This window comes from Polaribacter sp. Asnod1-A03, assembly GCF_045063585.1.
Taxonomy (GTDB): domain Bacteria; phylum Bacteroidota; class Bacteroidia; order Flavobacteriales; family Flavobacteriaceae; genus Polaribacter.
The window spans coordinates 2994697-3021172 of the sequence record NZ_JBEFOE010000009.1 but is presented as its reverse complement, the minus strand read 5'-3'; the positions used below and the strand labels follow the sequence as shown (position 1 = coordinate 3021172).

Genomic DNA, 26476 nt, shown 5'->3' with positions numbered 1-26476 from the left:
AATGTTATCCTTTTTTAGTTTTTATTGATTTAAAAGAAAATCTTTTAGATCTTGATAATTAGAGGCTTTAAAAGCTACTTTTTTATTATTTATTACTTTTTTAATTTGTGTTGGTATTTCTACTTTTATTGGTAGCGTTTCTTCTACTACGTCTAAAAATTTAACAGGATGTGCAGTCTCCAAGAAAATACCAAATTCATTTTCTTTTAAGCCATGTTTTTTTAAACCTAAATAACCAACAGCTCCATGCGGATCTGCAACATAACCAGAATTGTTATAAATTTCTTTCATGGTTTCTTTAGTGGCATCATCAGAAAAACTATACGAAGAAAAAGCATTTTTAAGAGTTTCTAAATCATTATTGAATAATTCTTGTATTCTGATAAAATTACTTGGGTTACCAACATCCATAGCGTTAGAAATAGTTGCTTTAGATGGTTTTGGTTTATAAACACCGTCTTTTAAATAATTAGGTACCGTATCATTTACATTTGTAGAAGCCACAAAATGTTTAATTGGTAAACCTAATTTTTGAGCCATAATTCCGGCACAAATATTTCCAAAATTCCCACTTGGTACAGAGAAAATTAAGTCTTTATTTTTTTTGTGTAATTCTTTATAGGCAAAGAAAAAGTAAAACATCTGTGGTAACCAACGCGCAACATTTATAGAGTTTGCAGACGTTAATGTTTTAGTAATTTCTTCATCTAAAAAAGCGGTTTTTACCATTTCTTGGCAATCATCAAAAACACCATCTACCTCTAACGCGGTAATATTTTGCCCTAAAGTTGTTAATTGTTTTTCTTGAATATCACTTACTTTACCAGAGGGATATAAAATAACCACATTTACTCCTTTTGCGCCTAAAAATCCGTTAGCAACTGCACCACCAGTATCTCCAGAAGTGGCAACTAAAACAGTTACTTCATCATTATTGTCTTTGTTAAAATACTCTAAGCATTTTGCCATAAACTTTGCGCCAACATCTTTAAAAGCCATTGTTGGTCCGTGAAACAATTCTAAGGAAGCAATATTATCATCAACTTTTACCAAAGGAAAATCGAAAGAAACAGTTTCTGCAACAATCTCTTTTAATGTTGAAGCCGGAATTTCATCACCAACAAATTGTTTAATGGCTTCGTAAGCAATTTCATGATTAGAGTAATCAGAAATGTTTTCTATAAAATCTTTTGAAAGTGGTTGAATGTTATCTGGAAAATAAATTCCTCTGTCTTTTGCTAAACCTTGAACAACTGCGTTTTTAAAAGTCGATTTTGGTGATTTATGATGTAAACTATAATAGTTCATTTTGTTATTTTTAATTAGTTCTCGATACAGTTTTTCGTTCCTTAAAAATCACTCGAATTGACAAGTGTATTGTCACATCCAGTCATTTTTCTTTTTAGAAAAATTGTATCAATATATTTTTATTTACTTTCAATTATTTTTATACCTTTTTTATTTACTTTAGAAATAAACATTTCAAAGTCAATTTCTGTGTTTTTGTAACTTTCCTCAATCATTTTGTACACATTTTCGGCATCTTCATCTCCTTTACAAAGTGCAAAAATTGTTGGTCCAGAACCACTAATTCCAGCACCTAAAGCTCCAGCTTTTAAAGCGCTATTTTTAACATCATCAAAAAATGGAATTAATTTTTTACGATGAGGCTCTACAATAATATCAACCAAAGAATTACTGATTAAATTATAGTTGTCTGAATATAAACCACTAATTAAACCTCCAACATTTGCCCATTGTGTAACTGCGTCTTTTAATGCAATTTCTGTAGGTAAAACATCTCTTGCATCTTTTGTTTTTACTTCTATTTGCGGATGAATTGCAACGACTCTTAACTCAGTTGGTACAGGAAGTTTTATGATTTCTAAAGGGCTATAACTTCTTACTAAAACAAAACCACCATAAACAGCAGCAGAAACATTGTCTGCAATTGGCGTTCCGCAAGCAACTTCTTCGCCAAACATTGCAAATTTTGTTAATTCTAATTCAGAATAAATATTACCCAATAATTGATTTGCGCCAAAAGCAGCACCGGCAGCACTTGCGGCAGAACTACCTAAACCACTTCCTGGAGAAAAACCTTTGTGAATTGTTAATTCAATTCCGAAATCTGCGTTTGCTTCATTCAATATTTTTTTAACAACCGCACTTGCTGCATTTTCATCAACATTATACGTTAAGTCTGCACCAGTTATATTTGTTATTTTAACGCCTTTTTCAGTTGTTTTTGTAAAAGTCATTTCATCTCCAATTGCATCAACAGCAAAACCAAGTGAATCGAATCCGCAAGAAACATTAGCAACAGTTGCGGGGGCAAAAATTTTTAAATAATTCATATTTTTTAGTTTGCAGTTTCAGTCTCAATTTCCGGCTAATTACTAACTGAAAACTGAGACTGAAAACTTTTTATTGATTTGCAATTCTAATTACATCAGCAAAAATACCAGAAGCAGTTACATCTGCACCAGCACCAGCACCTTTTATCAATAAAGGGTTCTCTGGGTACCTATCTGTAAAAAATAATACAATATTATCGCTACCCTCTAAATTATAAAAAGGATGGTCTGACGGAATGTGTTGTAGACCAACATTTGCTTTTCCGTCAACAAATTCTGCCACATATTTTAATCTACAATTTTTATCATTTGCTTCTTTAAATATATTTTGAAAATGAGCTTCATTTTTAGTTAAAGATGCATAAAAATCATCATTATTATCCGTATTTAAACTTTCTTCTGGTAAAAAGGCATTTTTATCAATGTCTTCTAATTCCATTTTATAACCACTTTCTCTTGCTAAAATTAAAATTTTTCTAGCAACATCAACTCCACTTAAGTCAATTTTTGGATCTGGTTCTGTGTAACCTTCTTTTTGAGCAGCTGCAACAACATCATGAAAAGTAGAACCTGCATTAAAATTGTTAAATACGAAGTTTAAACTACCAGATAAAACAGCTTGAATTTTATTGACTCTATCTCCAGAATTTATTAGGTTTTTTAATGTATCTATAATCGGTAAACCGGCACCAACATTTGTTTCGAATAAGAAAGAAGCATTGTATTTTCTAGAAACTTGCTTTAAGGTTTTATAGTTTTCAAAGTTAGAAGCACATGCAATTTTATTACAAGTAACTACAGAAATGCTGCTTCTTAAGTATTTTTCATAAATTTCAGAAACTTGCTGATTTGCCGTATTATCTACAAATACACTATTTATATGGTTGCTATGTTTTACTTTGCTGTGAAAACTTTCTAAAGTTGTTGGTTCTCCGTTTTCTAAAGATTCTTTCCAATTTTCTAGATCAATACCTTCGTTGTCGAAAAACATTTTTCTAGAATTAGCAATACCAATAACTCTAATGTTTAGTTTTAGGTTTTCTTTTAAAAACTCATTTTGTTGATGAATTTGTGCTAAAAATTGCTCACCAACATTACCAACACCAGTTACAAATAAGTTTAACTGTTTTGTTTTTTCTTCAAAAAATTGCTCATGTAAAGTATTTAAAGCTTTTTTTGCATCGTATTTATTAATTACTGCAGAAATATTTTTTTCTGATGAACCTTGCGCAATTGCTCTAACATTTACATTGTTTCTACCTAAGGCGCTAAACATTTGTCCGCTTAAACCTTGGTAATCTTTCATGCTTTCTCCAACTACAGCTATAATTGCTAAGTCGTTTTCTACAATAATTGGTTTTATCTTTTTGTTTTCTATTTCTCTGCTAAATGTTTCATCTAAAAGCTCTTTTGCTTTTGCAGAATCATTATCATAAACACCCACGCAGATAGAATGTTCTGATGATGCTTGCGTAATAAAAACAACATTAATTTTTGCAACAGAAAGTGTTTCAAATAAACGTTTTGAGAAACCAGGAATACCAATCATTCCACCACCTTCTAAAGTGATTAAACTAATATCTTCTATGTGAGAAATTCCTTTTACTTCGTTACTGTTTTCTGGGTCATTACAAATTAATGTACCAAAAATTTCTGGTTCGAAAGTGTTTTTGATTAAAATAGGGATTTCTTTTCTTAAAGCTGGCTGAATTGTTGGTGGATACAAAACTTTTGCCCCAAAATGAGACAACTCCATAGCTTCTTCATAAGAAATTTGAGAAATAGGATATGCTTGTTTTACAACTCTTGGGTTTGCTGTGTACATACCACTAACGTCTGTCCATATTTGTAATTCATCAGCATTTAAAGCAGCAGCGTAAATAGCGGCAGTAAAATCAGACCCACCTCTGCCTAGTGTAGTTGTTTCTTGTGATGAATTAGAAGAAATAAATCCACCTAAAATGGTAACTTGATGTTTGTTTTCGTTAAAAAATGAAGTAATATTTTTATTAGTTTCTTCAAATTTTACCTGTGCATTTAAATAATCATTATTAATAATTAAATCTCTACTGTCTTTATGTATAGCGTCAAAAATTTCACTTGCAGCATTTGCAATGATGTAAGAAGAAAGTCTTTCTCCAAAACTAGATACTTTTGCTAGCGTTTTGTATGATAACTCTTGTAATAAAAAAACACCTTCATAAACAGAAGATAAAGTTTTAAATAAAGAATTAACTTCGTTTAAAACTTCTTTTTTATTTTTGGTAATTAGTTTTTCTATTACTTCTAAATGAAGTTTTTTTATGTTTTCTAAAATTTCTTTAGAAGAGTTAATGTCTTTTAAAGCTTCATCAGCTCCTAATAAAAGATTATTAGTTGTTTTACCAAATGCAGAAACTACCACTGCTATTTTATAATTTTTAGAAGCAGATTCAATTATTGATAAGACTTTTTGTATATTTTCTGAGTTTGCGACAGATGAACCGCCAAATTTTAATACTTTCATTTTTAATGAATAGTTTTGTAATTTAATATTTTGTTGAGTTTGTTTCTTTGTTAGAAACAATAGTATGACCTAAGGTGATATAAATATAGTAGAACCCCTAAAGGGTAATAGTTGTAGTTGTGCGAATAATTGTGCGCATAGAAATACAAGCTACATTTGTAGTTGATGAAGAGTTAATATGTGTATTAGATAAAATCACGAAGCAAAAATAATAGTATTATTTAATTTTAGAGCTTTTAGTTGTGATTATTTGATATTTTTAACTGATTTATGTAAAATTGTTTAAAATAAGTTGTTTCAATTATTGATTTTATGTTGTTTGGCAGGTTTCTTTATTTTTTCTTTAATAATTAAAGCAATAGGTTTGTTTTGGATTTTACTTTCTAACCAAGACAAAATGTCTAAATATAAGAATGCTCTTTTCTCGTAAGGATGGTTTTCAAAGACTTTTAATTTTGCATGAATCTTCTTAAACTCGTTTTTAATTTCATGCGGAAAAACATCACTTAAATCTCTAATAGAAGTTAAAAATACTTTCTGAACGGCTTGTAAGTTTTCCATTTTTAATAAAAACTTATAAGTGTCTACAAATTGTCTTTCTAAATCGTAATCTAAACCACATTCATAATGCGCAATCAAATTTAGAATACGTGCAAAACATTGTAAGTCTTCTGCAGAACCAATGTTTTTAGATTTTATTATTTTTTGAAGGTAAAAAATACATTCCTTGTTTTTACCCATACCAAAGTACAAACAAGCAATTTTGTAATAAAGTAGAACTATAAAATGATTATCTAATCTGTTTTTATACTGCTCTATTTTGGTATTAATTTCATCAACTAAGTACTCGCCTTTATCAAAAGAACCTTCTAAAAAGTGTAAATGAAGTTTGTTGGTATATAAATACAGAAAAATTAATAATTCTGTATTTGTGTTCATTGTAACTTCTTTGTTTTCTATCTCTGCTTCAAAAATGGCTAACTCTTTTTTAAAAATAGTTGTTTTTTTAACTAGAAAAGAGGCTTCTAATAAATAGTTTTTAGATTTTAAATAAAAAACAGGATGTAAAAGAATTAATTTGGGTGAGTCAAATAAATCTACACATTTACGAGCATATTTATAACTCAATAAAAAATCTTGTACTAAGAAACTATGCCATAAGTGAGCTTTGTACAACCATAGTTTTTCTCTAAAACCTAAACTTTTAAAGTTATATTTAGGCATCCTATCATTAAAATATTTTTCTACAAACTTTAGTTCTTCTATGTTTTTTACGTACCCATTTTGTATTAAATGACTATAAAGTTGAAGAGATAAATTAGAAAGTTTACTAGCTATTACGTTTTGCTGACTTAGTTCTTTTGCTTCAATAGATAATTGATTTGCCCTGTTGCTTAAGCTTCTTGTAATGTATTGTGTTTCAATAACTTTTTCTAACTCCACAATGTCATAAGCAATGTTTTTTTCCTCATTATCTAAAGCCATGTGTTTGGCTTTTTCTAATAATTTTAAACTTTGTTTGTACAATCCTTTTTGATATAGAACAGTTGCAAAGTCTAATTGTTCTCTAACTTGAATTCTAAGGTTTTTATGCGCAGGGTTTAAGCGCAAGCTAATTAAAATTTGCTTGTATAAGTGTGCTTTTAAATTTGATAATTGTTGTTTAGAAACAATACCGCTTCCAATAATTACTTTTTCATCGTAACTTTTTAGTTTTTCTAAAAACTTAAATAGAGAGAAAAATTTAGCGTCAACATTACCACCTAATCTACCTACATATAGGTTAAATTGTCTTTTTTCAGATTTAGTTAAAGATTTGATTAAGACAAAAAGAGAATCATTTTGTTGATTGGCTGATGTAACACTTTTACTCATAAAATACTGATAATTAATTACTTGTATTTTCTTTGATGATATTAGAAATCGTATGGATTTGTAAAAATAACGAATTATTTTAATCCCTATATATACATTTGATTTTTAATTAGATAATCTTTACAAAAAGTATGCAAGATAACAAGGTACAAATTTTTGATACAACATTAAGAGATGGAGAGCAAGTTCCTGGGTGTAAGTTAGATACTAAACAGAAATTAGTAATTGCTGAGAGGTTAGATTTACTGGGAGTTAATGTTATAGAAGCTGGTTTTCCTGTTTCTAGTCCAGGTGATTTTAAGTCTGTAGAAGAAATTTCAAAAATTGTAAAAAACGCAACTGTTTGTGGTTTAACGAGAGCTGTAGAAAACGATATTAAAGTTGCTGCAGAGGCTTTAAAATATGCAAAGTATCCAAGAATTCATACTGGTATAGGTACTAGTGATTCTCATATAAAATTTAAATTTAACTCGTCTAGAGATAAAGTAATAGAACGTGCTGTAAAAGCGGTTTCTTATGCAAAATCTTTTGTAGAAGATGTAGAGTTTTATGCAGAAGATGCTGGTAGAACAGATAATGATTATTTAGCAAGAGTTTGTGAAGAGGTGATAAAAGCAGGTGCTACTGTTTTAAATATTCCAGATACAACAGGGTATTGTTTGCCAGAAGAATACGGAGCTAAAATGAAATATTTACGTGAAAACGTAAAAGGAATAGAAAATGTAATTCTTTCTTGTCACTGTCATAACGATTTAGGTATGGCAACTGCTAATTCTATAGCCGGTGTTATTAACGGGGCACGTCAAATAGAGTGTACTATTAATGGTATTGGTGAGAGAGCTGGTAATACTGCGTTAGAAGAAGTGGTAATGGTGTTAAAACAACATCCATATTTAAATTTAGAAACAAGTGTTAATACAAAACTATTGTACGATACAAGTATTATGGTTAGAGAAAGTATGGGGATGCCTGTGCAACCAAATAAGGCAATTGTAGGTGCAAATGCTTTTGCGCATAGTTCTGGAATTCATCAAGATGGAGTGATTAAAAATAGGGAAACTTATGAAATTATGGATCCTGAAGATGTTGGTGTTACAGAAAGTGCAATTGTTTTAACAGCAAGAAGTGGTAGAGCAGCTTTGGCTTATAGGTCTAAAAAGATTGGTTACGAGTTAACTAAAGTACAGTTAGATCTAGCTTATACAGCTTTTTTAAATACTGCTGATAAGCAAAAAGAAGTAAGAGATGAAGATATCCATGTTATAATGAAAGAAGTGAATAAATCTTCTAAAATTCTAATGGCATAGTAAATAATCATTTTTTATAGGTATTTATCAACTTTTTTTAAGAATGCTTAAAAAATAAATAATTATCTTTGATAAGATATTAACTTATTACAGATTAGAATGAAATACACAATTGCTGTTATACCTGGAGATGGAATTGGGCCTGAAGTAATCAATCAAGCAAAAAAAGCTTTGGATGCTGTTGCTGAGGCTTATGATCATATTTTTTTATATAAAGAAGCTTTAATGGGGGCTTGTGCAATTGAAGAAAAGGGAGACCCATTACCAGAAGAAACAATAGAAATTTGTAAAAATGCAGATGCTGTTTTATTTGGAGCAATTGGAGATTTAAAATATGATAATAATCCGGCTGCTAAAATAAGACCAGAACAAGGTCTTTTGCGTTTAAGGCAAGAGTTAGGTTTATTCTGTAATGTAAGACCTGTAAAGGTTTATGATAAGTTAATAAAAAACTCTCCTTTTAAAAAAGAAATTATCTCTGGTACTGATATTGTTATTTTTAGAGAATTAACAAGCGGAATTTATTTCGGACAAAAAGAGTTAAGTGAGGATGGTCAAACCGCATTTGACACTTGTACATATTCTGTAGAAGAAATATCTAGGGTTGCACATTTAGCATTTAAAGCAGCACAAGGTAGAAGGAAAAAAGTAACTTTAATTGATAAAGCAAATGTTTTAATAACTTCTCGTTTATGGAGAAAAACAGTTACAGAAATAGCAAAAGAATATAAAGATGTTTCTTTAGACTTTTTATATGTTAATAATGCAGCTGTGCAAATGCTTTTAAACCCAAAAGCATTTGATGTAATTTTAACAACTAACTTATTTGGAGATATTATTTCTGATGAAGCGAGTGTTTTTAGTGGTTCTGTAGGTTTGTTGGCCTCTTCTTCAATAGGAGAGAAAAATGCATTGTTTGAGCCTATTCACGGTTCATATCCAGAAGCAAAAGGTAAAGATATTGCAAATCCTTTAGCTTCTATCCTTTCTGTAGCAATGCTTTTAGAACATTTAGGTTTGCTTGAAGAAGCAGATGCAGTTGAAAGAGCAGTGGAGAAATCTTTAGATTTAGGGATAACAACAGAAGATATAAAAGGTAAAAATCAGTATTTTGCGTCTACCTCAAAAGTAGGGCATTTTATTGCGGATTATATTACGCATCAAGATGACAGTAATATGAATTTCACGAATATTCATATGGGGCAGAGTACAATTATATAAAATACTAAACCATATCTTATCTAGATATTTTAATTATAAAATGAATAAACAAATTTTAAATATTATTTCTATTGTCGATGTCATCGAAATTAATACGATGTGATAAGGAAGTGATATTTATAGTATAAATTTTTAAATAGAACCTTCCTGTTAAATGGAAGGTTTTTTTATGAATTTATTTTAGCACTTGAATGTCATAATTAAAAACACTTAAATACTTGTTTTTAAGGTGTTTAACCTGTTTTTTTAACACGTGGATTTAAAGGAAGATATTTGATTTTATTCAATAAAAATAGAGAAACATAGTAATTTAGTCAAACAATTGAAGAAAACATTAAATGAAACTAAATAAACACAGTAGCAGATTAACACAAGATGAATCTCAACCTGCATCACAAGCAATGCTGTATGCGGTAGGTTTAACTGATGAAGACATGCAAAAAGCGCAAGTAGGTATTGCGAGTACTGGTTATGATGGTAACCCTTGTAATATGCATTTAAATAATTTGGCAGCAGAGGTCAAAGTAGAAAGTAAAATTGCAGGTTTAGTCGGTTTAGGATTCAATACAATTGGGGTTTCAGATGGTATTTCTATGGGAACTTCTGGTATGAATTACTCATTAGCATCAAGAGATATTATTGCAGATTCTATAGAAACTGTAATGAATGCTCAAAGTTATGATGCTTTAGTTTCTGTCGTTGGTTGTGATAAAAATATGCCAGGAGCAGTAATTGCAATGTTGCGTTTAAATCGTCCATCAATTATGATGTATGGTGGTACAATTGCATCAGGAAATTATAAAGGAAAAAAATTAAATGTTGTTTCTGCTTTTGAAGCTTTAGGGCAAAAAGTAGCAGGAGAAATAGATGAAGAAGAATATAGAGAGATTATAAAAAGAGCAATTCCAGGAGCGGGAGCTTGTGGAGGAATGTATACTGCAAATACAATGGCTTCTGCTATTGAATGTATGGGTTTTTCATTGCCATATAACTCTTCTATTCCGGCAGAAAACCCTAATAAATTATCTGAAGCAGAAAGAACAGCTTTGGCAATTAAAAATTTATTAGAATTAGATTTAAAGCCATTAGATATTATTTCTAAAAAATCATTAGAAAATGCAATTGCAATTGTAAATGCTTTAGGAGGTTCTACAAATGCTGTGTTACACTTTTTAGCAATTGCACATGCAGCAGATATAGAATTTACTTTAGAAGATTTTCAAAAAGTTTCGGATAGAACACCGTTAATTGCAGATTTAAAACCATCTGGTAAATATTTAATGGAAGATGTTCATGGAATTGGAGGAACACCTGCAATCATGAAATATTTATTAGAAAATGGATATTTACATGGTGATTGTATGACTGTTACTGGTAAAACTTTAGCAGAAAATTTAGCAGATGTTGAAGCAATGGAATTTGAAGATCAAGATGTAATTTATCCAAAAGATAAAGCATTAAAATCATCAGGAAATATCCAAATAATATACGGAAACCTAGCTGTAGAAGGAGCTGTAGCAAAAATTTCTGGAAATGAAGGATTGCTTTTTGAAGGGAAAGCAGTTGTTTATGATGGAGAACAAGCAGCAAATACTGGGATTTCTAATGGAGAAGTAGAAAGAGGAGACGTAGTTGTTATTAGATATGTTGGGCCTAAAGGAGGACCAGGTATGCCAGAAATGTTAAAACCAACTTCATTAATTATGGGGGCAGGTTTAGGTAAATCTGTAGCTTTAATTACAGATGGTCGTTTTTCTGGAGGAACTCATGGTTTTGTAGTTGGTCATATTACACCAGAAGCACAATCTGGAGGTACAATCGGAATTATAGAAACTGGAGATAAAATTAGGATTAGTGCAGAAGATAATTCTATTAATGTTTTAATTTCTGATGAAGAATTAGCAGAAAGAAAATCTAAATGGGTTGCACCGGCATTAAAGCACAAAAAAGGAATTTTATACAAATACGCAAAATCAGTAGCATCTGCATCTAAAGGATGTATAACTGACGCTTAATAAAATATAAATATGGAAGCAAAAACCATAAAAAACAACAAAGAGACTACTAAGGTTACAGAACGTATTTCTGGTAGCGAGGCAATTGTAAGATGCTTAATTGAAGAGGATGCAAAAATAATTTATGGATATCCTGGTGGAGCAATCATGCCAGTTTATGATGAGTTATATAAATATCAAGATAAAATTCATCATGTTTTAACACGTCATGAACAAGGTGCAACGCATTCTGCACAAGGATTTGCAAGAATTTCTGGTAAAGTAGGAGTCGCAATTGCAACTTCAGGTCCAGGTGCCACCAATTTAATTACAGGTATTGCCGATGCACAAATAGATTCAACTCCAATGGTATGTATTACCGGTCAGGTTTTTTCTCATTTATTAGGAAGTGATGCTTTTCAAGAAACAGATATTGTAGGGATTTCTACACCAGTTACAAAATGGAATTGTCAAGTTACTAAAGCTTCGGATATTCCTGCGGCGATAGCAAAAGGATTTTATATCGCAAAAAGCGGAAGACCAGGTCCTGTTTTAATTGATATAACGAAGGATGCACAAATAGAAGAATTTGATTTTTCTTACGAAAAATGTACTAAAATAAGAAGTTATAATCCAGTTCCTAAAACGGAAATTTCTTCGATAGAAGAAGCTGCTAAACTAATTAATTCGGCTAAAAAGCCTTTAATTGTTTGGGGACAGGGAGTTATTTTAAGTGAAGCAGAAGAAGCTTTTAAAGCTGTTGTAGAAAAAGCAGGAATTCCTGCTGCTTGGACTATTTTAGGCGTATCTGCAATTCCTACTTCTCATCCTTTAAATGTTGGTATGGTTGGTATGCATGGTAATTATGCACCAAATGTTTTAACAAATGAATGTGATGTTTTAATAGCAATCGGTATGCGATTTGATGATCGTGTTACAGGTAGTTTATCAACTTACGCAAAACAAGCCAAAGTAATTCATTTTGAAATTGATCCTGCAGAAGTAGATAAAAATGTAAAAACAGATGTTGCTGTTTTAGGCGATGCAAAAGCAAGTTTAGAGTTGTTATTACCATTATTAGATGAAAATACACATCCAGAATGGCGTCAGAAATTTGCCGATTTATATGCTATTGAATATGAAAAAGTAATTAAAAACGATTTATATCCTACGAAAGAAGGAATTACAATGGGTGAGGTTTTAAAAGAAATCAATATTCAAAGTAAAGGAAATGCTGCAATTGTAAGTGATGTTGGTCAACATCAAATGATTGCTTGTAGATATGCAGAATTTAATAAATCAAAAAGTAATATTACTTCTGGTGGTTTAGGCACAATGGGCTTTGGTTTGCCAGCAGCAATAGGTGCAAAAATGGCAGCTCCAGATCGTGAAGTAGTTTCTATTTCTGGTGATGGAGGTTATCAAATGACGATTCAGGAACTAGGTACTATTTTTCAGCAAAAAGCAGCCGTAAAAGTAGTGGTTTTAAATAACGATTTCTTAGGAATGGTGCGTCAGTGGCAACAATTATTTTTTGACAAACGTTATGCATCCACAGAAATGGTAAACCCTAATTTTGTTGCCATTGCAGAAGGGTATTATATAAAGGCAAAAAAGGTTACAAAAAGAGAAGAATTAGCAGATGCTGTTGCAGAAATGATGGCAAGTAAAGAAGCGTATTTCTTAGAGGTTTGTGTAGAAAAAGAGGATAATGTATTTCCTATGATTCCTACAGGAGCGAGTGTTTCAGATATAAGACTAGAATAAGATGAATACAGAAAAACAACTTTATACAGTATCTATTTATACTGAAAATAATATTGGATTGTTGAACAGAATTTCGGCAATTTTCCAAAGAAGACATATAAATATAGAGAGTTTAAATATTTCGGCTTCAGAAATAGAGAATGTTTCTAAATTTATTATTGTGGTCAATATGATTGAAGAAGATGTAAAGAAAATCATTGGTCAGATAGAAAAACAAGTAGAGGTAATTAAAGCATATTACCACAATCTTGATGAGATTATTTATCAAATTTCAGGATTATTTAAAATTAAATCAGAATTGTTATTTGAAGAGCGTCAAATTCAGAATATCATTAAAGAAAGTAACGCTAGAATTGTTACTGTAAATAAAGATTTTTTTGTGCTTGAAAAATCAGGAAGAAAAGAAGAAATCGTAGCATTATATGATAAATTAAGTGTGTATGGTATTATGCAATATACGCGCTCTGGCTTAATTTCTGTTTCTAAAGAAGAAATGAAAATATCAACATTATTAGAATATTACAACAACTAAATAAATAAAAATGTCAAATTATTTTAACACATTAACATTAAGAGAAAAATTAGAACAATTAGGAAAGTGTCGTTTTATGGATGCTTCAGAATTTGAAGACGGAGTAGAGGCGTTGAAAGGGAAGAAAATTGTTATTGTAGGTTGTGGAGCACAGGGATTAAACCAAGGTTTAAATATGAGAGATTCTGGTTTAGATATTTCTTATACTTTAAGACAAGCGGCTATCGATCAAAAAAGACAGTCTTATATAAATGCAACTTCTAATGGTTTTACAGTTGGAACTTATGAAGAATTATTACCAACAGCAGATTTAGTAATCAATTTAACTCCAGATAAACAACATACAAAAGTTGTTGCAGCAGTAATGCCTTTAATGAAAAAAGGAGCAACATTGTCTTATTCTCATGGTTTCAATATCGTAGAAGAAGGAATGCAAATTCGTGAAGATTTAACTGTAATTATGGTGGCTCCAAAATCACCAGGATCTGAGGTTAGAGAAGAGTATAAAAGAGGATTTGGAGTGCCAACATTAACAGCGGTTCATCCAGAGAATGACCCAGAAGGTAAAGGTTGGTCACAAGCAAAAGCTTATGCTGTTGCTACAGGAGGTCATAAAGCAGGAGTCTTAGAATCTTCTTTTGTTGCTGAGGTAAAATCTGATTTAATGGGAGAGCAAACTATTTTATGTGGTTTGTTGCAAACAGGAGCAATTTTATCTTTTGATAAAATGGTAGAAGAAGGAATTGATGCAGGTTATGCAGCAAAATTAATTCAATATGGTTGGGAAACTGTAACTGAAGCTTTAAAACATGGAGGTATTACTAACATGATGGATAGGTTGTCTAATCCAGCAAAAGTTGAAGCTTTTAGAATATCAGAAGAATTAAAAGATATTATGCGTCCGTTGTTTCAAAAGCATATGGATGATATTATGACAGGCCATTTCTCTAAAACAATGATGGAAGATTGGGCTAATGATGATAAAAATTTATTAACTTGGAGAGCTGCAACAGGTGAAACAGCTTTTGAAAAACAAGAAATTACTACAGAAGAAATTTCTGAACAAGAGTATTTTGATCACGGAACTTTATTAGTTGCCTTTGTAAGAGCTGGTGTAGAATTAGCTTTTGAAGCAATGACCGATTCTGGTATTATTGCAGCTTCTGCTTATTATGAATCTTTACACGAAACACCATTAATTGCAAATACAATTGCAAGAATGAAGTTAGCAGAAATGAATCGTGTAATTTCTGATACTGCAGAATATGGTTGTTATTTATTTGATCATGCATGTAAACCATTGTTAACTGATTTTATGAAAACAGTTAAAACAGATATTATTGGTAAATCATTCAGTTCAGAAAATGGAGTGGATAACCAAGAGTTAATTAAAGTAAATGCTATTATTAGAAATCATCCAGTAGAGGTTGTAGGTGCAGAATTAAGAGCCTCTATGACGGCGATGAAGGTAATAAAGTCAGCTTAATATTACAAAATACATTTTCCCTCAAATTGGAACAAAAAACCTGTTAGATTTTTACAATCTGACAGGTTTTATTTTTACTTTTGATTGATGCAAACAGAACAAATTTATTTCCCGAGTTTAGAAAGTGTTAAAGCTGCTTCGGAAAACTTAAAAGAAGTTATTACTAAAACTCCACTTAATAAGAATTTTAGTCTTTCTAAAGAATTAGATGCAACAATTTTATTTAAAAGAGAAGACTTACAAATTGTTAGATCTTATAAGATTAGAGGTGCTTATAATAAAATGTCTTCTTTAAATTCGGATGAAAAACAAAAAGGGATTGTTTGTGCTAGTGCTGGTAACCATGCGCAAGGAGTTGCTTTATCTTGTAAATTATTAAAGATAAAAGGAACTATTTTTATGCCTTCTCCAACACCAAATCAAAAGATCAATCAAGTAAAAATGTTTGGTGAAGATTTTATTGAAGTTGTTATTGGTGGAGATACTTTTGATGATGCTTCTGATGCAGCAAAATTAGAATGTGATTCTAATAATAAAACATTTATTCATCCTTTTGATGATAAAAAAATAATTGAAGGGCAGGCTACAATTGGTTTAGAGATTTTAGAACAAACAGATAAGAAAATAGATTATGTTTTTGTGCCAATTGGTGGAGGTGGCTTGTCGTCAGGATTATCTTCTGTTTTTAAATATCTATCACCAGAAACAAAAATAATTGGAGTTGAGCCAGAAGGAGCACCTTCTATGAAAACATCAATTAAAAACAAAAAAAACACTGTTTTAGATACCATTGATTCTTTTGTTGACGGAGCTGCGGTTAAAAAAGTAGGAGACCTAAATTTTGCCATTTGTCAGCAAAATTTAACAGAAGTTATTACGGTTCCCGAGGGGAAAATTTGTCAAACAATTTTAGATTTATATAATAAAGATGCAATTGTTGTTGAGCCTGCTGGGGCATTAAGTATTGCTGCATTAGACTTTTTTTCGGATGAAATTAAAGGTAAAAATGTTGTTTGTGTAGTCAGTGGAAGTAATAATGATATAATTAGAACACCAGAAATAAAAGAAAGAGCTTTAGTTTATGCAAATTTAAAGCACTATTTTATCGTAAAATTTCCGCAAAGAGCCGGAGCATTAAAAGAGTTTGTTGTAGAAATTTTAGGTCCCGATGATGATATTACTCATTTTGAATATACAAAGAAAAACAATCGGGTAAATGGAGCTGCTATTGTTGGTTTAGAATTAAAGTCTTCTAAAGATTTAGAGCCTTTAATAGAAAGAATGAAAGACAATAATTTCTTTGGTGATTATTTAAATGATAAACCCGATCTTTTTCAATTTTTAGTGTAATTTTTCTAATTTTTAAACTTTTTAATTGTTGGTTACATTTTCTCTTAAATGAATAATAAAAAGAACTATACAGTTGTTTTATAGTGATTTATAAGATATGAGCGTTAATTAGAAGTTGTAACTCATCTTTAACAATAAACGTCTTCTTAAAACAGGGAAAACCACAAAACTAGCATCAGGATTTGCAGCAACAAATTCTGGGGTTACTCCATTTGCATTAGCTCCGAAACTGTTATCGCCAAAAAAGTTTGCTAAGCCATCAGAATTAAAAAGATTGGTAACTACCAAATTTGCTGATAAGTTTTTGTTGATTTTATAACCCGTACCAAAATTAAAAACACTGTAGCTTGCTAATTCAAATCCGTTAGCAACATTACCTTGTCTTTTGCCTAAATATTGCCATTTTAAGAATGCTGAAACTTTATTTTTTTGAAAATCAGTTCCTAGATTGAACATTAACTTTGGATTAAAAGGAAGGATATTTCCAGAATAGTCCATTACTGTATCATCAGAAGTATCTACACTGCCAGCAGCATCGTAAATTTTCCAATCTGTAGCTTTCGGATTTTGAAGAACTCCGTTGAAACTAAACTTCCAAAAATTGAAAGGCGTATAAACACTTTCCCACTCAAAGCCATAAGTATCAGAAGAGTTAAAAAGAATTGGAGTGTAAAAAATGCTATTATTTGAATCGTCAAATTCAAAATTTGCAATACCTACATCTTTTAATTTACTCCAAAAAGCAGTACCTGTAAAAGCAAATTGCTTGGCATTTAGTTTAAGACCAATTTCAGTTTGAATTACTTTTTGAATTGTTCCTTTTTGGTTAATAGGTACGTTAGAAAAATTGTTGAAATAATAGTTTAATTCAGGTGCTTTGTTACCTTTAGAAAATCTTCCGAAAATGGCGGTATTTTCATCAACTTTATAATTGATAGCAGCAGAATAAGACAAGTATTTATAGTTGTAATCAAAATTATCTTGCTCTCCTGTAGATGTTAAAACACCATTATCATAATCTGTAGCAGAATTACCATCTATACCTCCATTTTGTGAAAAAGGCGCAAAACGATCTTTACTACCTTTATGATTTATTGTTTCATAACGTACACCTAAATCTAAATGAATTTTATCAGAAATAGACCAACGATCATTTGCAAAACCTGCCAATTGTAATACTTTTGCTTCTGCATTTACAAAGAACAGTCCACCGTAATTACTTAATCCATTACTGTCTGAAAGTGCTAAAGTTGGTTGCCCTGGGTTTTCTAAAGTAACTGCCAACATTCTCGGACTTGGCTCATAAGTAACAAAGCCAAAAGTACCAGATGTAAAATGTGTTGTATTTGCATATCCTAAAGAAGAACCCAAATTAATGTCGTGGTTCTTTGTCTTTTTTCTAAGGATAAATTGATTCATAAACTCATCAGAATTATTGTCTTTGTACCAAGCAGAGGTTCCCATAATTGCATCATTTGGTAAAGAACCGCTGATGTATTGAAAAGGTTGGCCAGCAAGAGTTCCAGAATTATCTACTCTTGCAACTTCTGCACCAGATTGCGCATCATTAAAAACAATTTGTCCAACAGGAAACTGTGCTCCAGTTATAAAATAAGCCAATGGATTGCTTAAAGAAACAAATGCGTTACTAATAGAAGTTTGCCAATTTGCTTTTTTTGATGAAAATTTTAAGTTGTTTTTTAAAGACCAATTATTACCAAGTTCTGTTGAAAAATCAAAACCAAAAGCAATGTCTTTTGCGTGAACTCCTTGCGATGGATTAAAATCAATTTTACCATTATTGGCAAGGTTTCTTCCATCAGGAATTCTGCCATCAAAATCGGGCATTAATAAAGAAGTGTTTCTAAAATCTTGACCAAAAGTAGCTGTAGGATTGTCCCAATTTGTAGCTGCAACACCAGTGTAACGATTGGTGTAATCATCTAAAAATTTACCATAAAATTTAAAGCTTCCTTTATCTGTTTTTTTTATGATATTAAATTTTAATTGCCCTCCTTTACTGAATTTAAAATCAGTATCTCTTGCTCCATCATCTCTTCTGTAATGACCACCAATGTTAAAAAACCAATCGTTTCCAAAAGAGCCACTTAAAACAGCATCAATTCTTTCCATTGCATTATTGCTGCCATGAAAACCTCTAGAAGCTTGTATTTGACCACCAAATTCTTGCTGAATTCCTCTCGATTTAAAATTGTAAATTCCACCAGGTGCATTCATCGCTGTAATTGCAGAACTTCCACCACGAATCGCTTCAACTCTTTCTGTCATTAAATCTGTTCTCTGAAATAAATCTGGACTATAATAAGAGTGCTGAATTAAACTTACAGGCAAACCATCTTCTTGTAAAGAAACATAATACCAACCCATATCGTCTTCTGCAGAAGCAGAAATTCCTCTTGTATATACTTTGGTGTAAACTTCACCTGCAGAAGCATCTGTAAAGGTTCCAGAAATATTTTGTAATAAACTTGCAGTGCCTTGTGGGTAATTCTGTTGAATGTCTTTTTGATTTAAAACACTTATAGATGTACTAGACTCTAAATTTAATCTTGGGTCAAAAGTACCTGTAATTACCACAGATTCTAAGTTTAAAACATCAACTTCAACAGTAAAGTTTAAATTTAAATCTAGGTTTTTAACTTCTATTTCTTGTACTAATTTTTTGTAACCTAAAATTAAAATAGAAATCTTATAGTTTCCAGGTGTAATATTATTAAAGGTAAATTTTCCTGAAGCATCAGATGTTGTAGCCTTATCTGAAGGGTTTAGCAGAGTCGCAGCGTTTTCTATAGGTTCTTGATTGTTGTTTACAATTTTTCCAGAAATTTTTATTTGGGAATAAGACAAGAAACTAACGAATGAAAAGAATAAGAAAACAAATTTAATTTTTAGGTTACTCATTTAAGGTATTTTTAAGCGAAAATTACAAATATGATATTTTAGAACGATTATGATGTGTGTATTTATTCATTGAAAAATTTTGAACATTATATTTTGTTTGATTCTATTTTTGTAATTTTATAAGCATTAATAATTTATCTATTTTTTGTTTGATTTTTGGTCTTTAAATTTCATCAGAATAATTTGATAAAATATGCAAAAATAATAGAAAGAATGTAATTTTTTTTGGGATGTATTTTTTTTATTCTCTTAAAATTAAGACAGAATATGGAAGTGTTAGAACAACTTAAAATAGAACCCTATAAAGCAGACGGAATTGTATATCACGTAGATACCTGTTTGCCACTTATTGATGCTTTTGATCGAAAAAAGTTAAAATTTAAAGCTTTGGCTAGGCATTCTTATCCTGGAGATCGTTTAGATGATAACACACTTGGTTTAAATAGTATTGGGTATTGGGATGCCAATGAACCTCAAGATTGGGGTTTAGATTGGCATAGGAATGAAGGGATTGAGTTTCATTTTTTAGAATCTGGTTCTATGCCTTATTCGCAAGAAGATAAAGAGGTTTTGTTAACGCCAAACTACTTAACAATTACACGTCCTTGGGAAGCACATAAAGTTGGAAACCCAAATATTGGAATGGGGAAATTTTATTGGGTGATTTTAGACTTGGGGGTTCGTAGGCCTCATCAAGACTGGGTTTGGCCTGATTGGATAACTTTAACAGATGCAGATTTGTCTGAGTTAACAATGATTTTAAGGCACAATGAAAAGTCAATTTTAAAAGCAGATCAAAGAGTTAGGGCTTGTTTTAAAAGAATAAATACAGCCATTAATACAGATAATAATGGGGGTAATGCTTCTCGAATTCGTTTGCTGATTAATTACCTGTTAATCTTAATTTTAGATTTATTAAAAACAGAATATATTGTATTAAATGAGGCTTTAACAGATAGTTCTAGAAGTGTAGAGTTTTTTTTAAAAGAATTGGATAAAAATGTGTCAGAAAACTGGACTATAGAAAAAATGGCACAATCTGCAGGAGTTGGTCTTACAAGATTTACACATCATTGCAAGCAGCTTACAAATTTAACACCTATGAGATATCTTAGTATTAAGCGATTAGAAATGGCAAAAAAAATACTAGAAAAACAGCCAGAATTAACGGTTACAGAAATTGCATATATGTGTGGTTTTGCAACAAGTCAGTACTTTTCTACAGTGTTTAAAAAGCACGAAAAATGTTCACCAAATCAATATAAAGCTAGATTTTTAAAAGCTTAAAATACTGTATTTTAATTTTGTTTTTATTTGTTTAATTTTTTTCACTGAATAAAAATAAACATCTATTGATTTTTTATTTTCTAATTTTCCAAAAGAATATTTTTTACTCCTAAATTGTTTTGATAGAGAAGATAATCACTTTTTAAAAAGAAGTGATTGCTGTATCTTTATTGGTGTTATATGGATGAAAAATAAAAAACAAAGACGTAGAAAATGAGTAGAAAATTGAGGATGGGAATGATTGGTGGAGGAATTGGTTCTTTTATTGGTGATGTACACAGAAAAGCTGCAGCTATAGATGGAATGATCGATTTGGTTTGTGGTGCTTTTAGTAGTAATGCAGATAGATCAATTCAATCTGGTAAAGATTTATTTTTAGCAGAAAATAGATGTTATGCTAGTTTTAAAGAGATGATTTTAACAGAAAAACAACTACCTGAAGATGTTAAAATGGATTTTGTAGCTATTGTTACTCCAAATCATATGCATTTTGAGCCTGCAAAAATGGCCTTAGAAAATGGATTTCACGTGGTTTGCGATAAACCAATGACCTTAACTATAGAGCAGGCTTTAGAGTTAGAAGAAGTTCAAAAAAAATCGGGTAAGCTTTTTGCATTAACGCACAATTACACAGGTCATCCAATGGTAAAACAGGCAAGAGCGATGGTTGCTAATGGAGATTTGGGTGAAATTAGAAAAATTCAAGTTCAGTATTTACAAGGTTGGTTATCAACACCTGTAGAAAAAACAGGGCAAAAACAAGCTTCTTGGAGAACAGATCCTAAAAAATCTGGAATTGGAGGAGCTTTAGGTGATATTGGTACACACGCAGAAAATCTAGTAGAATATATTACCAGTTTAAAAATTAATGAAATTGCTGCTGATTTAGGGGTTTTTGGTGATGATAGAGTTCTAGATGATGATGGGAATTTGTTGTTAAGAATGGAAAATGGTGCAAAAGGAATAATGTCTATTTCTCAAATTGCTTTGGGCGAAGAAAATAATCTAGCTATTAAAGTTTATGGAAAAAAGGGGAGTTTGGAGTGGCATCAAGAAAACCCGAATGAATTAATAACACATTGGTTAGAAGAACCTGTAAAAATATTTACGCCAAATGGAAATGATTTATATCCAGAAGCTTTAAATGTTTCTAGAATTCCTGCTGGTCATCCCGAAGGATATTTAGAAGCTTTTGCAACGATTTACAAAAACTTTGCAACTCATGTTATGGTTGTAAATAATAATGAGATTATCGAAAAACCAGATTATCCAACAATAAAAGATGGTGTTAGAGGGATGAAATTTATTTATGCAGCTGTTTCTAGTGATGAAAATAATGCAGCTTGGACAACTTTATAAGATACAAAATGTTAAAATTTAAAAATCAAAATAATTTAAAATTAGCTATACTTTCAACTTTAATATTAGCAATAAGTTGTAGTGAAAGAGAAAAGATATATGTCGATAAAAAGTATGTAAAACCTAAAATTGTAAAAGAAGCTTCTTCAGATTTTCAATCACCAGAAGAAAGTTTAAATTCTTTTTATTTACCGGATGGTTATAAAATTGAGTTGGTAGCTAGTGAACCAATGATAGATGAACCGGTTACTATTGCATGGGATGGAGATGGTAAATTATATGTTGCAGAAATGAATACTTATATGCAAGATATAGATGGGACAGGTACAAAAAGATCTATAAGTAAAATTAAGCAGTTAATAGATACAGACGGAGATGGGAAAATGGATAAAAGCACCGTCTTTATAGATAGTCTTTTATTACCAAGAATGATTTTGCCCCTTGGAGATGGAGAGTTAGTTGTAAATGAAACCGATTCTTATGATTTATGGTTTTATAAGGATACCAATAAAGACGGAGTTGCAGATACTAAGAAAAGAGTGTATGGTCATGGTGCTAGAAGAGGGGGTAATTTAGAGCATCAGCAAAGCGGTTTATTATGGAATTTAGATAATTACGTATATACCACCTACAACCCTGTTCGATTTAAATTTAAAAAAGATACAGTAATCTCAGAAAAGATAAGCCATATGCCAAGAGGTCAATGGGGTTTAACGCAAGACGATATGGGAATTATGTATTACTCTACCGCAGGTGGAGAAAACCCTGCTTATGGTTTTGGACAACCTGCTCAATATGGAGATTTTAGTCATAAAGAAAGATTGAGAGAAGGATTTAATACAACATGGCCTATTGTTGGTACTCCAGATGTTCAAGGAGGTCTCAAAAGATTAAAAGAAGATGGTACATTAAATCACTTTACAGGTGTTGCTGGGCAAGAAATTTATAGAGGACATAAATTGCCAAGTAATGTTTATGGAGATTTATTTATTCCAGAACCTGTAGGGAGGTTTATAAGAAGAGCAAAAGTTACTAAAAAAGATGGACTAAAAGTTTTAAAGAATGCTTATTATCAAACAGAATTCTTAGGTTCTACCGATTTAAATTTTAGACCTGTTTGGTCGCAAACTGGTCCAGATGGTACTCTATATGTTGTAGATATGTATAGAGGGATTATTCAAGAAAGTAATTGGACAAGAGAAGGGAGTGCAATAAGACCGGTTATCGAACGTAAAAAATTAGATAAAAATATTGGTAAAGGAAGAATCTATAGAATTGTTCATGAGGATTTTACTCCTGATCAAAAACCAGCATTATTAGGTAAAAGTGCTAAAGAGTTAATTCCATTTTTAGGACATAGAAATGGATGGTATAGAAACACTGCTCAGAAGCTTATTATTTTAAAAGAAGATCTAACAATTATTCCAGATTTAAAAGAAGTAAGTAGAGATAATGAAGGCGGACTTTGGCAAAAATGGTTTGGAGATGATTCTAAAGATTATGGTTTAGAAAGGGTTCAAGCTTTATGGACGTTAGAAGGTTTAGGAGAAGTGGATAAAGAATTACTAAAAGAAAAATTTTCTGATAAAGATCCAAGAGTAAGAATAACTGCAATTAGATTGAGTGAGAGATTTATTAAAAATGGTGAAACGGATCTGTTAAAAGAATATGAAGTTTTGGCGGAAGATACTTCAATAGAAGTTGTCAATCAATTAGCCTTAAGTTTAAGGTATAGTGATGCTAAGCAATCATCATCCTTATTAAAAAAGATCCAAAAAAAATATGAGGATAATATATCAATAGCGCATTCTACAAAAGAAAGTTTAAAGGAAAATAATGAGATTTTAAATGCTTTAAAAGATAGAGTTAAAGATAACCCAAGTAAAAAGAGTGTTTTAAGAGGGTATGATATTTATAATCAATTGTGTATTACTTGTCATGGTGAAAACTTAAAAGGGCTGCCTAAAGAAGATGGATCATTAGTGGCTCCTACATTAATAGGTAGTAAGCGTGTAATGGGTGATAAAACAAAGTTAATTAAATTGGTTTTAAACGGTTTAATAGGTGAGGTTGACGGTGTTGATTATGGAGTAATGATGTCTTTAAAAGATAATGAAAATCAGTGGATAGCAGATGTGCTTAGTTATATTAGGGTAATGAATGGTAAAGATGCTGTAAGTAGTAGAGGGGATGTTAGAAAAACTAGACAAAAAAATAAAAGAAAAGATTATTGGACTTTAGAAGAATTAGAAAAATCTAAATAATTAATCAATCACTAAAGGATTAAAATTATGAAAAAAATAAAAGGACCCGCTGTGTTTTTAGCACAATTTGCTGGTGATAAAGCACCGTTTAATACTTTAGATGCATTGTGTAAATGGTTTGCTAGTTTAGGATATAAAGGTGTGCAACTTCCTGCTTGGGATAAAAGAGTAATAGATATTGATAAAGCAGCAGAAAGCAAAATATATTGCGATGAAATTAAGGGAATCGTAAATGCTCATGGCTTAGAAATTACAGAAATAGCATCGCATTTACAAGGGCAATTAGTAGCTGTAAACCCTGCATATGATAGTATGTTTGATGGTTTTGCTCCAGAAGAATGTAGAAATAATCCCAAAAAAAGAACAGAATGGGCGGTGCAGCAATTAAAAAATTGTGCAATTGCCAGTAAGAATTTTGGTTTAAATGCTCACGGAACTTTTTCGGGTTCGTTAATGTGGCATACAATGTATCCTTGGCCACAAGCTCCCACAGGATTGGTAGAAATGGGTTTTAAAGAATTGGCAAAACGTTGGGAGCCTATTTTAAATACTTTTGATGAAAATGGAGTTGATGTTTGTTATGAAATTCATCCAGGAGAAGATTTACATGATGGCGTTACTTTCGAACGTTTTTTAGAAGCGACAGGTAACCATAAAAGAGTAAATATTTTATACGACCCAAGTCATTTTGTATTGCAACAACTTGATTATTTAAAATACATCGATTACTATCATGAGTACATAAAAATGTTTCATGTAAAAGATGCGGAATTTAATCTTTCAGGTAAAAGCGGTGTTTATGGAGGATATCAAGATTGGCAAGATAGACCAGGTAGATTTAGATCTTTAGGTGATGGTCAAGTAGATTTTAAAAGTATCTTCTCTAAACTTACAAAATATAATTGCGATGTTTGGGCTGTTATGGAATGGGAGTGTTGTATAAAGTCACCAGAACAAGGAGCAAAAGAAGGCGCGTCTTTTATCAAAAGTAATATGATAGATATTACACAAAAGTCTTTTGATGATTTTGCAGGAGGATCAATAGATGAAAAACAATTAAAACATATTTTAGGTATTTAGTTATGGGAAATAAATTTTTTAAACTGATTATAGTTTTGTGTGTTGTTACCTTAACTTCTTGTTTTGGTCAAAATGAGAAATTAAAAGTTTTGATCATTGATGGGCAAAATAACCATTCTATTTGGCCAAAATCTACTATAATGATGAAGCAATATTTAGAAGAAACAGAACTGTTTACTGTTGATATTGCACGTACAAAGTTTTTATTTAAAAGCGCACAAAAAAAAGATTGGTTATCTTATGCAAATGTTCCCGTAGGTGTTGAGGGAAAACCTAAAACAGATCCAGATTTTAGTCCAGACTTTTTTAAATATGATGTAGTTATTTCAAACTTTGGCTTTCAAGCAGCTCCATGGCCAGCTGAAACTCAAGAACAATTTGAGAAATTTGTAAGAAAAGGCGGTGGTTTTGTAAGTGTTCATGCAGCTGATAACTGTTTTCCTAATTGGTTAGCTTATAACGAAATGATAGGAATAGGTGGTTGGGGAGGTAGAACCGAAGAACATGGTCCTTATTTATATGTTGATAAAAACAATAAGGTAAAAAAAGACACTACACCCGGTAAAGGTGGTACACATGGTAAAAAAGAGGAGTTTGTAGTAACTACTTATAATTCCAAACATCCAATAACAAAAGGTTTTCCAGAACAATGGATGCATGCAGCAGATGAATGTTATGCTTATTTAAGAGGGCCTGCTAAAAATGTAAAAATATTAGCAACTGCAGTATCAACTAAAAAACCTGCAGATTCAGGTCAAAAAGAACCTGTAGTAATGACGATTAAATATAAAAAAGGAAGGGTTTTTCACACCACTTTAGGGCATGATGAAATAAGTTTTTCATCTGTAGATTTAATTACATTACTTCAAAGAGGAACTGAGTGGGCTGCAACAGGAAAAGTTACGCAGAAGCTGCCTAAAGACTTTCCGGTAGTTGATAAGAGTTCTTCTAGAAAGTTTGTCTTTAAAAAGTAATTTATTTTGTAGCTCTATGTTAGTATAGCTTTAAGTGTACTTTGCTAAATGTTTAAAGATGTTTTGCAGAGTAGTTTAAAAGACTACTATTCTTTTTTTTTGATAAAGTTTTTCATGTAATTTATGATTGATTGGCGCAAAGGTTTTCGTTAATTTAGAGGGGAGAAGGGGGTTCTTACATTCTTTTTTGCTAAT

At 31.1% G+C, this 26476-nt stretch carries 17 protein-coding genes; 12 read left to right on the top strand and 5 right to left on the bottom strand.

The genetic code is table 11. The features are described 5' to 3' along the window. Positions 1 to 21: 21 nt before the first annotated feature. The 4 genes from thrC to ACJJVY_RS13430 form a co-directional block, all read right to left on the bottom strand. Complete coding sequence (gene thrC / locus ACJJVY_RS13445; protein WP_405609687.1) at positions 22 to 1308, bottom strand: threonine synthase; 1287 nt, start codon at positions 1306 to 1308, stop codon at positions 22 to 24. 119 nt (positions 1309 to 1427) lie between these two features. After that, on the bottom strand, positions 1428 to 2357 hold the full coding sequence (locus ACJJVY_RS13440; RefSeq protein WP_405609684.1) for a homoserine kinase: 930 nt from the start codon (positions 2355 to 2357) through the stop codon (positions 1428 to 1430). A 70-nt stretch (positions 2358 to 2427) separates the two neighbouring features. After that, positions 2428 to 4863: a bifunctional aspartate kinase/homoserine dehydrogenase I gene (gene thrA, locus ACJJVY_RS13435; protein WP_405609681.1), complete on the bottom strand. Its 2436-nt coding sequence runs from the start codon at positions 4861 to 4863 to the stop codon at positions 2428 to 2430. A 297-nt stretch (positions 4864 to 5160) separates the two neighbouring features. Further along, positions 5161 to 6738, bottom strand: coding sequence for a hypothetical protein (locus ACJJVY_RS13430; RefSeq protein WP_405609678.1), 1578 nt, complete (start codon positions 6736 to 6738; stop codon positions 5161 to 5163). 131 nt (positions 6739 to 6869) lie between these two features. Between ACJJVY_RS13430 and ACJJVY_RS13425 the strand changes: the two genes are divergently transcribed. The 7 genes from ACJJVY_RS13425 (at position 6870) to ilvA (ending at position 16395) form a co-directional block, all read left to right on the top strand. Next, positions 6870 to 8045 (top strand): 2-isopropylmalate synthase, encoded by a 1176-nt coding sequence (locus tag ACJJVY_RS13425; protein ID WP_405609675.1) that lies wholly within the window; start codon positions 6870 to 6872, stop codon positions 8043 to 8045. A 99-nt stretch (positions 8046 to 8144) separates the two neighbouring features. Further along, a complete protein-coding gene (leuB, locus tag ACJJVY_RS13420) occupies positions 8145 to 9266 on the top strand; it encodes a 3-isopropylmalate dehydrogenase (protein ID WP_405609672.1) in 1122 nt (373 codons plus the stop codon). 338 nt (positions 9267 to 9604) lie between these two features. Beyond that, complete coding sequence (gene ilvD, locus ACJJVY_RS13415; RefSeq protein ID WP_405609669.1) at positions 9605 to 11281, top strand: dihydroxy-acid dehydratase; 1677 nt, start codon at positions 9605 to 9607, stop codon at positions 11279 to 11281. Between the two features lie 12 nt (positions 11282 to 11293). Next, positions 11294 to 13027, top strand: coding sequence for a biosynthetic-type acetolactate synthase large subunit (gene ilvB / locus ACJJVY_RS13410; RefSeq protein WP_405609666.1), 1734 nt, complete (start codon positions 11294 to 11296; stop codon positions 13025 to 13027). Between the two features lies 1 nt (position 13028). Beyond that, positions 13029 to 13559, top strand: coding sequence for an acetolactate synthase small subunit (ilvN, locus tag ACJJVY_RS13405; protein ID WP_405609663.1), 531 nt, complete (start codon positions 13029 to 13031; stop codon positions 13557 to 13559). 10 nt (positions 13560 to 13569) lie between these two features. Next, positions 13570 to 15045, top strand: a complete 1476-nt coding sequence (gene ilvC, locus ACJJVY_RS13400; RefSeq protein WP_405609660.1) for a ketol-acid reductoisomerase — start codon at positions 13570 to 13572, stop codon at positions 15043 to 15045. Positions 15046 to 15132: 87 nt separating this feature from the next. Then, the gene (ilvA, locus tag ACJJVY_RS13395; protein ID WP_405609657.1) at positions 15133 to 16395 is read left to right on the top strand and encodes a threonine ammonia-lyase IlvA; all 1263 of its coding nucleotides are present in this window, start codon (positions 15133 to 15135) and stop codon (positions 16393 to 16395) included. A 108-nt stretch (positions 16396 to 16503) separates the two neighbouring features. Here ilvA and ACJJVY_RS13390 read toward each other — a convergent pair whose 3' ends face one another. Beyond that, positions 16504 to 19317, bottom strand: coding sequence for a TonB-dependent receptor (locus ACJJVY_RS13390; RefSeq protein ID WP_405609654.1), 2814 nt, complete (start codon positions 19315 to 19317; stop codon positions 16504 to 16506). A gap of 267 nt (positions 19318 to 19584) precedes the next feature. On the opposite strand from ACJJVY_RS13390, the gene ACJJVY_RS13385 reads away from it, so the two are divergent. The 5 genes from ACJJVY_RS13385 to ACJJVY_RS13365 all read left to right on the top strand — a co-directional run bounded on the left by ACJJVY_RS13385 (position 19585) and on the right by ACJJVY_RS13365 (position 26281). Beyond that, positions 19585 to 20604: a helix-turn-helix transcriptional regulator gene (locus ACJJVY_RS13385; protein WP_405609651.1), complete on the top strand. Its 1020-nt coding sequence runs from the start codon at positions 19585 to 19587 to the stop codon at positions 20602 to 20604. Between the two features lie 213 nt (positions 20605 to 20817). Beyond that, complete coding sequence (locus ACJJVY_RS13380; protein WP_405609648.1) at positions 20818 to 21963, top strand: Gfo/Idh/MocA family protein; 1146 nt, start codon at positions 20818 to 20820, stop codon at positions 21961 to 21963. 8 nt (positions 21964 to 21971) lie between these two features. Continuing rightward, the gene (locus tag ACJJVY_RS13375) at positions 21972 to 24227 is read left to right on the top strand and encodes a cytochrome C (RefSeq protein ID WP_405609645.1); all 2256 of its coding nucleotides are present in this window, start codon (positions 21972 to 21974) and stop codon (positions 24225 to 24227) included. Positions 24228 to 24254: 27 nt separating this feature from the next. Continuing rightward, positions 24255 to 25307: a sugar phosphate isomerase/epimerase family protein gene (locus ACJJVY_RS13370; protein ID WP_405609642.1), complete on the top strand. Its 1053-nt coding sequence runs from the start codon at positions 24255 to 24257 to the stop codon at positions 25305 to 25307. A 2-nt stretch (positions 25308 to 25309) separates the two neighbouring features. Next, positions 25310 to 26281 carry a ThuA domain-containing protein gene (locus ACJJVY_RS13365; RefSeq protein ID WP_405609639.1) on the top strand — a complete coding sequence of 324 codons (972 nt, stop codon included), beginning with the start codon at positions 25310 to 25312 and terminating at the stop codon, positions 26279 to 26281. Positions 26282 to 26476: the final 195 nt, after the last annotated feature.

Excerpts from the sequence above, each read along its gene's own strand:
- thrC (WP_405609687.1), bottom strand. The coding sequence starts at position 1,308 with ATGAACTATTATAGTTTACATCATAAATCACCAAAATCGACTTTTAAA.
- ACJJVY_RS13440 (WP_405609684.1), bottom strand. The coding sequence starts at position 2,357 with ATGAATTATTTAAAAATTTTTGCCCCCGCAACTGTTGCTAATGTTTCT.
- thrA (WP_405609681.1), bottom strand. The coding sequence starts at position 4,863 with ATGAAAGTATTAAAATTTGGCGGTTCATCTGTCGCAAACTCAGAAAAT.
- ACJJVY_RS13430 (WP_405609678.1), bottom strand. The coding sequence starts at position 6,738 with ATGAGTAAAAGTGTTACATCAGCCAATCAACAAAATGATTCTCTTTTT.
- ACJJVY_RS13425 (WP_405609675.1), top strand. The coding sequence starts at position 6,870 with ATGCAAGATAACAAGGTACAAATTTTTGATACAACATTAAGAGATGGA.
- leuB (WP_405609672.1), top strand. The coding sequence starts at position 8,145 with ATGAAATACACAATTGCTGTTATACCTGGAGATGGAATTGGGCCTGAA.
- ilvD (WP_405609669.1), top strand. The coding sequence starts at position 9,605 with ATGAAACTAAATAAACACAGTAGCAGATTAACACAAGATGAATCTCAA.
- ilvB (WP_405609666.1), top strand. The coding sequence starts at position 11,294 with ATGGAAGCAAAAACCATAAAAAACAACAAAGAGACTACTAAGGTTACA.
- ilvN (WP_405609663.1), top strand. The coding sequence starts at position 13,029 with ATGAATACAGAAAAACAACTTTATACAGTATCTATTTATACTGAAAAT.
- ilvC (WP_405609660.1), top strand. The coding sequence starts at position 13,570 with ATGTCAAATTATTTTAACACATTAACATTAAGAGAAAAATTAGAACAA.
- ilvA (WP_405609657.1), top strand. The coding sequence starts at position 15,133 with ATGCAAACAGAACAAATTTATTTCCCGAGTTTAGAAAGTGTTAAAGCT.
- ACJJVY_RS13390 (WP_405609654.1), bottom strand. The coding sequence starts at position 19,317 with ATGAGTAACCTAAAAATTAAATTTGTTTTCTTATTCTTTTCATTCGTT.
- ACJJVY_RS13385 (WP_405609651.1), top strand. The coding sequence starts at position 19,585 with ATGGAAGTGTTAGAACAACTTAAAATAGAACCCTATAAAGCAGACGGA.
- ACJJVY_RS13380 (WP_405609648.1), top strand. The coding sequence starts at position 20,818 with ATGAGTAGAAAATTGAGGATGGGAATGATTGGTGGAGGAATTGGTTCT.
- ACJJVY_RS13375 (WP_405609645.1), top strand. The coding sequence starts at position 21,972 with ATGTTAAAATTTAAAAATCAAAATAATTTAAAATTAGCTATACTTTCA.
- ACJJVY_RS13370 (WP_405609642.1), top strand. The coding sequence starts at position 24,255 with ATGAAAAAAATAAAAGGACCCGCTGTGTTTTTAGCACAATTTGCTGGT.
- ACJJVY_RS13365 (WP_405609639.1), top strand. The coding sequence starts at position 25,310 with ATGGGAAATAAATTTTTTAAACTGATTATAGTTTTGTGTGTTGTTACC.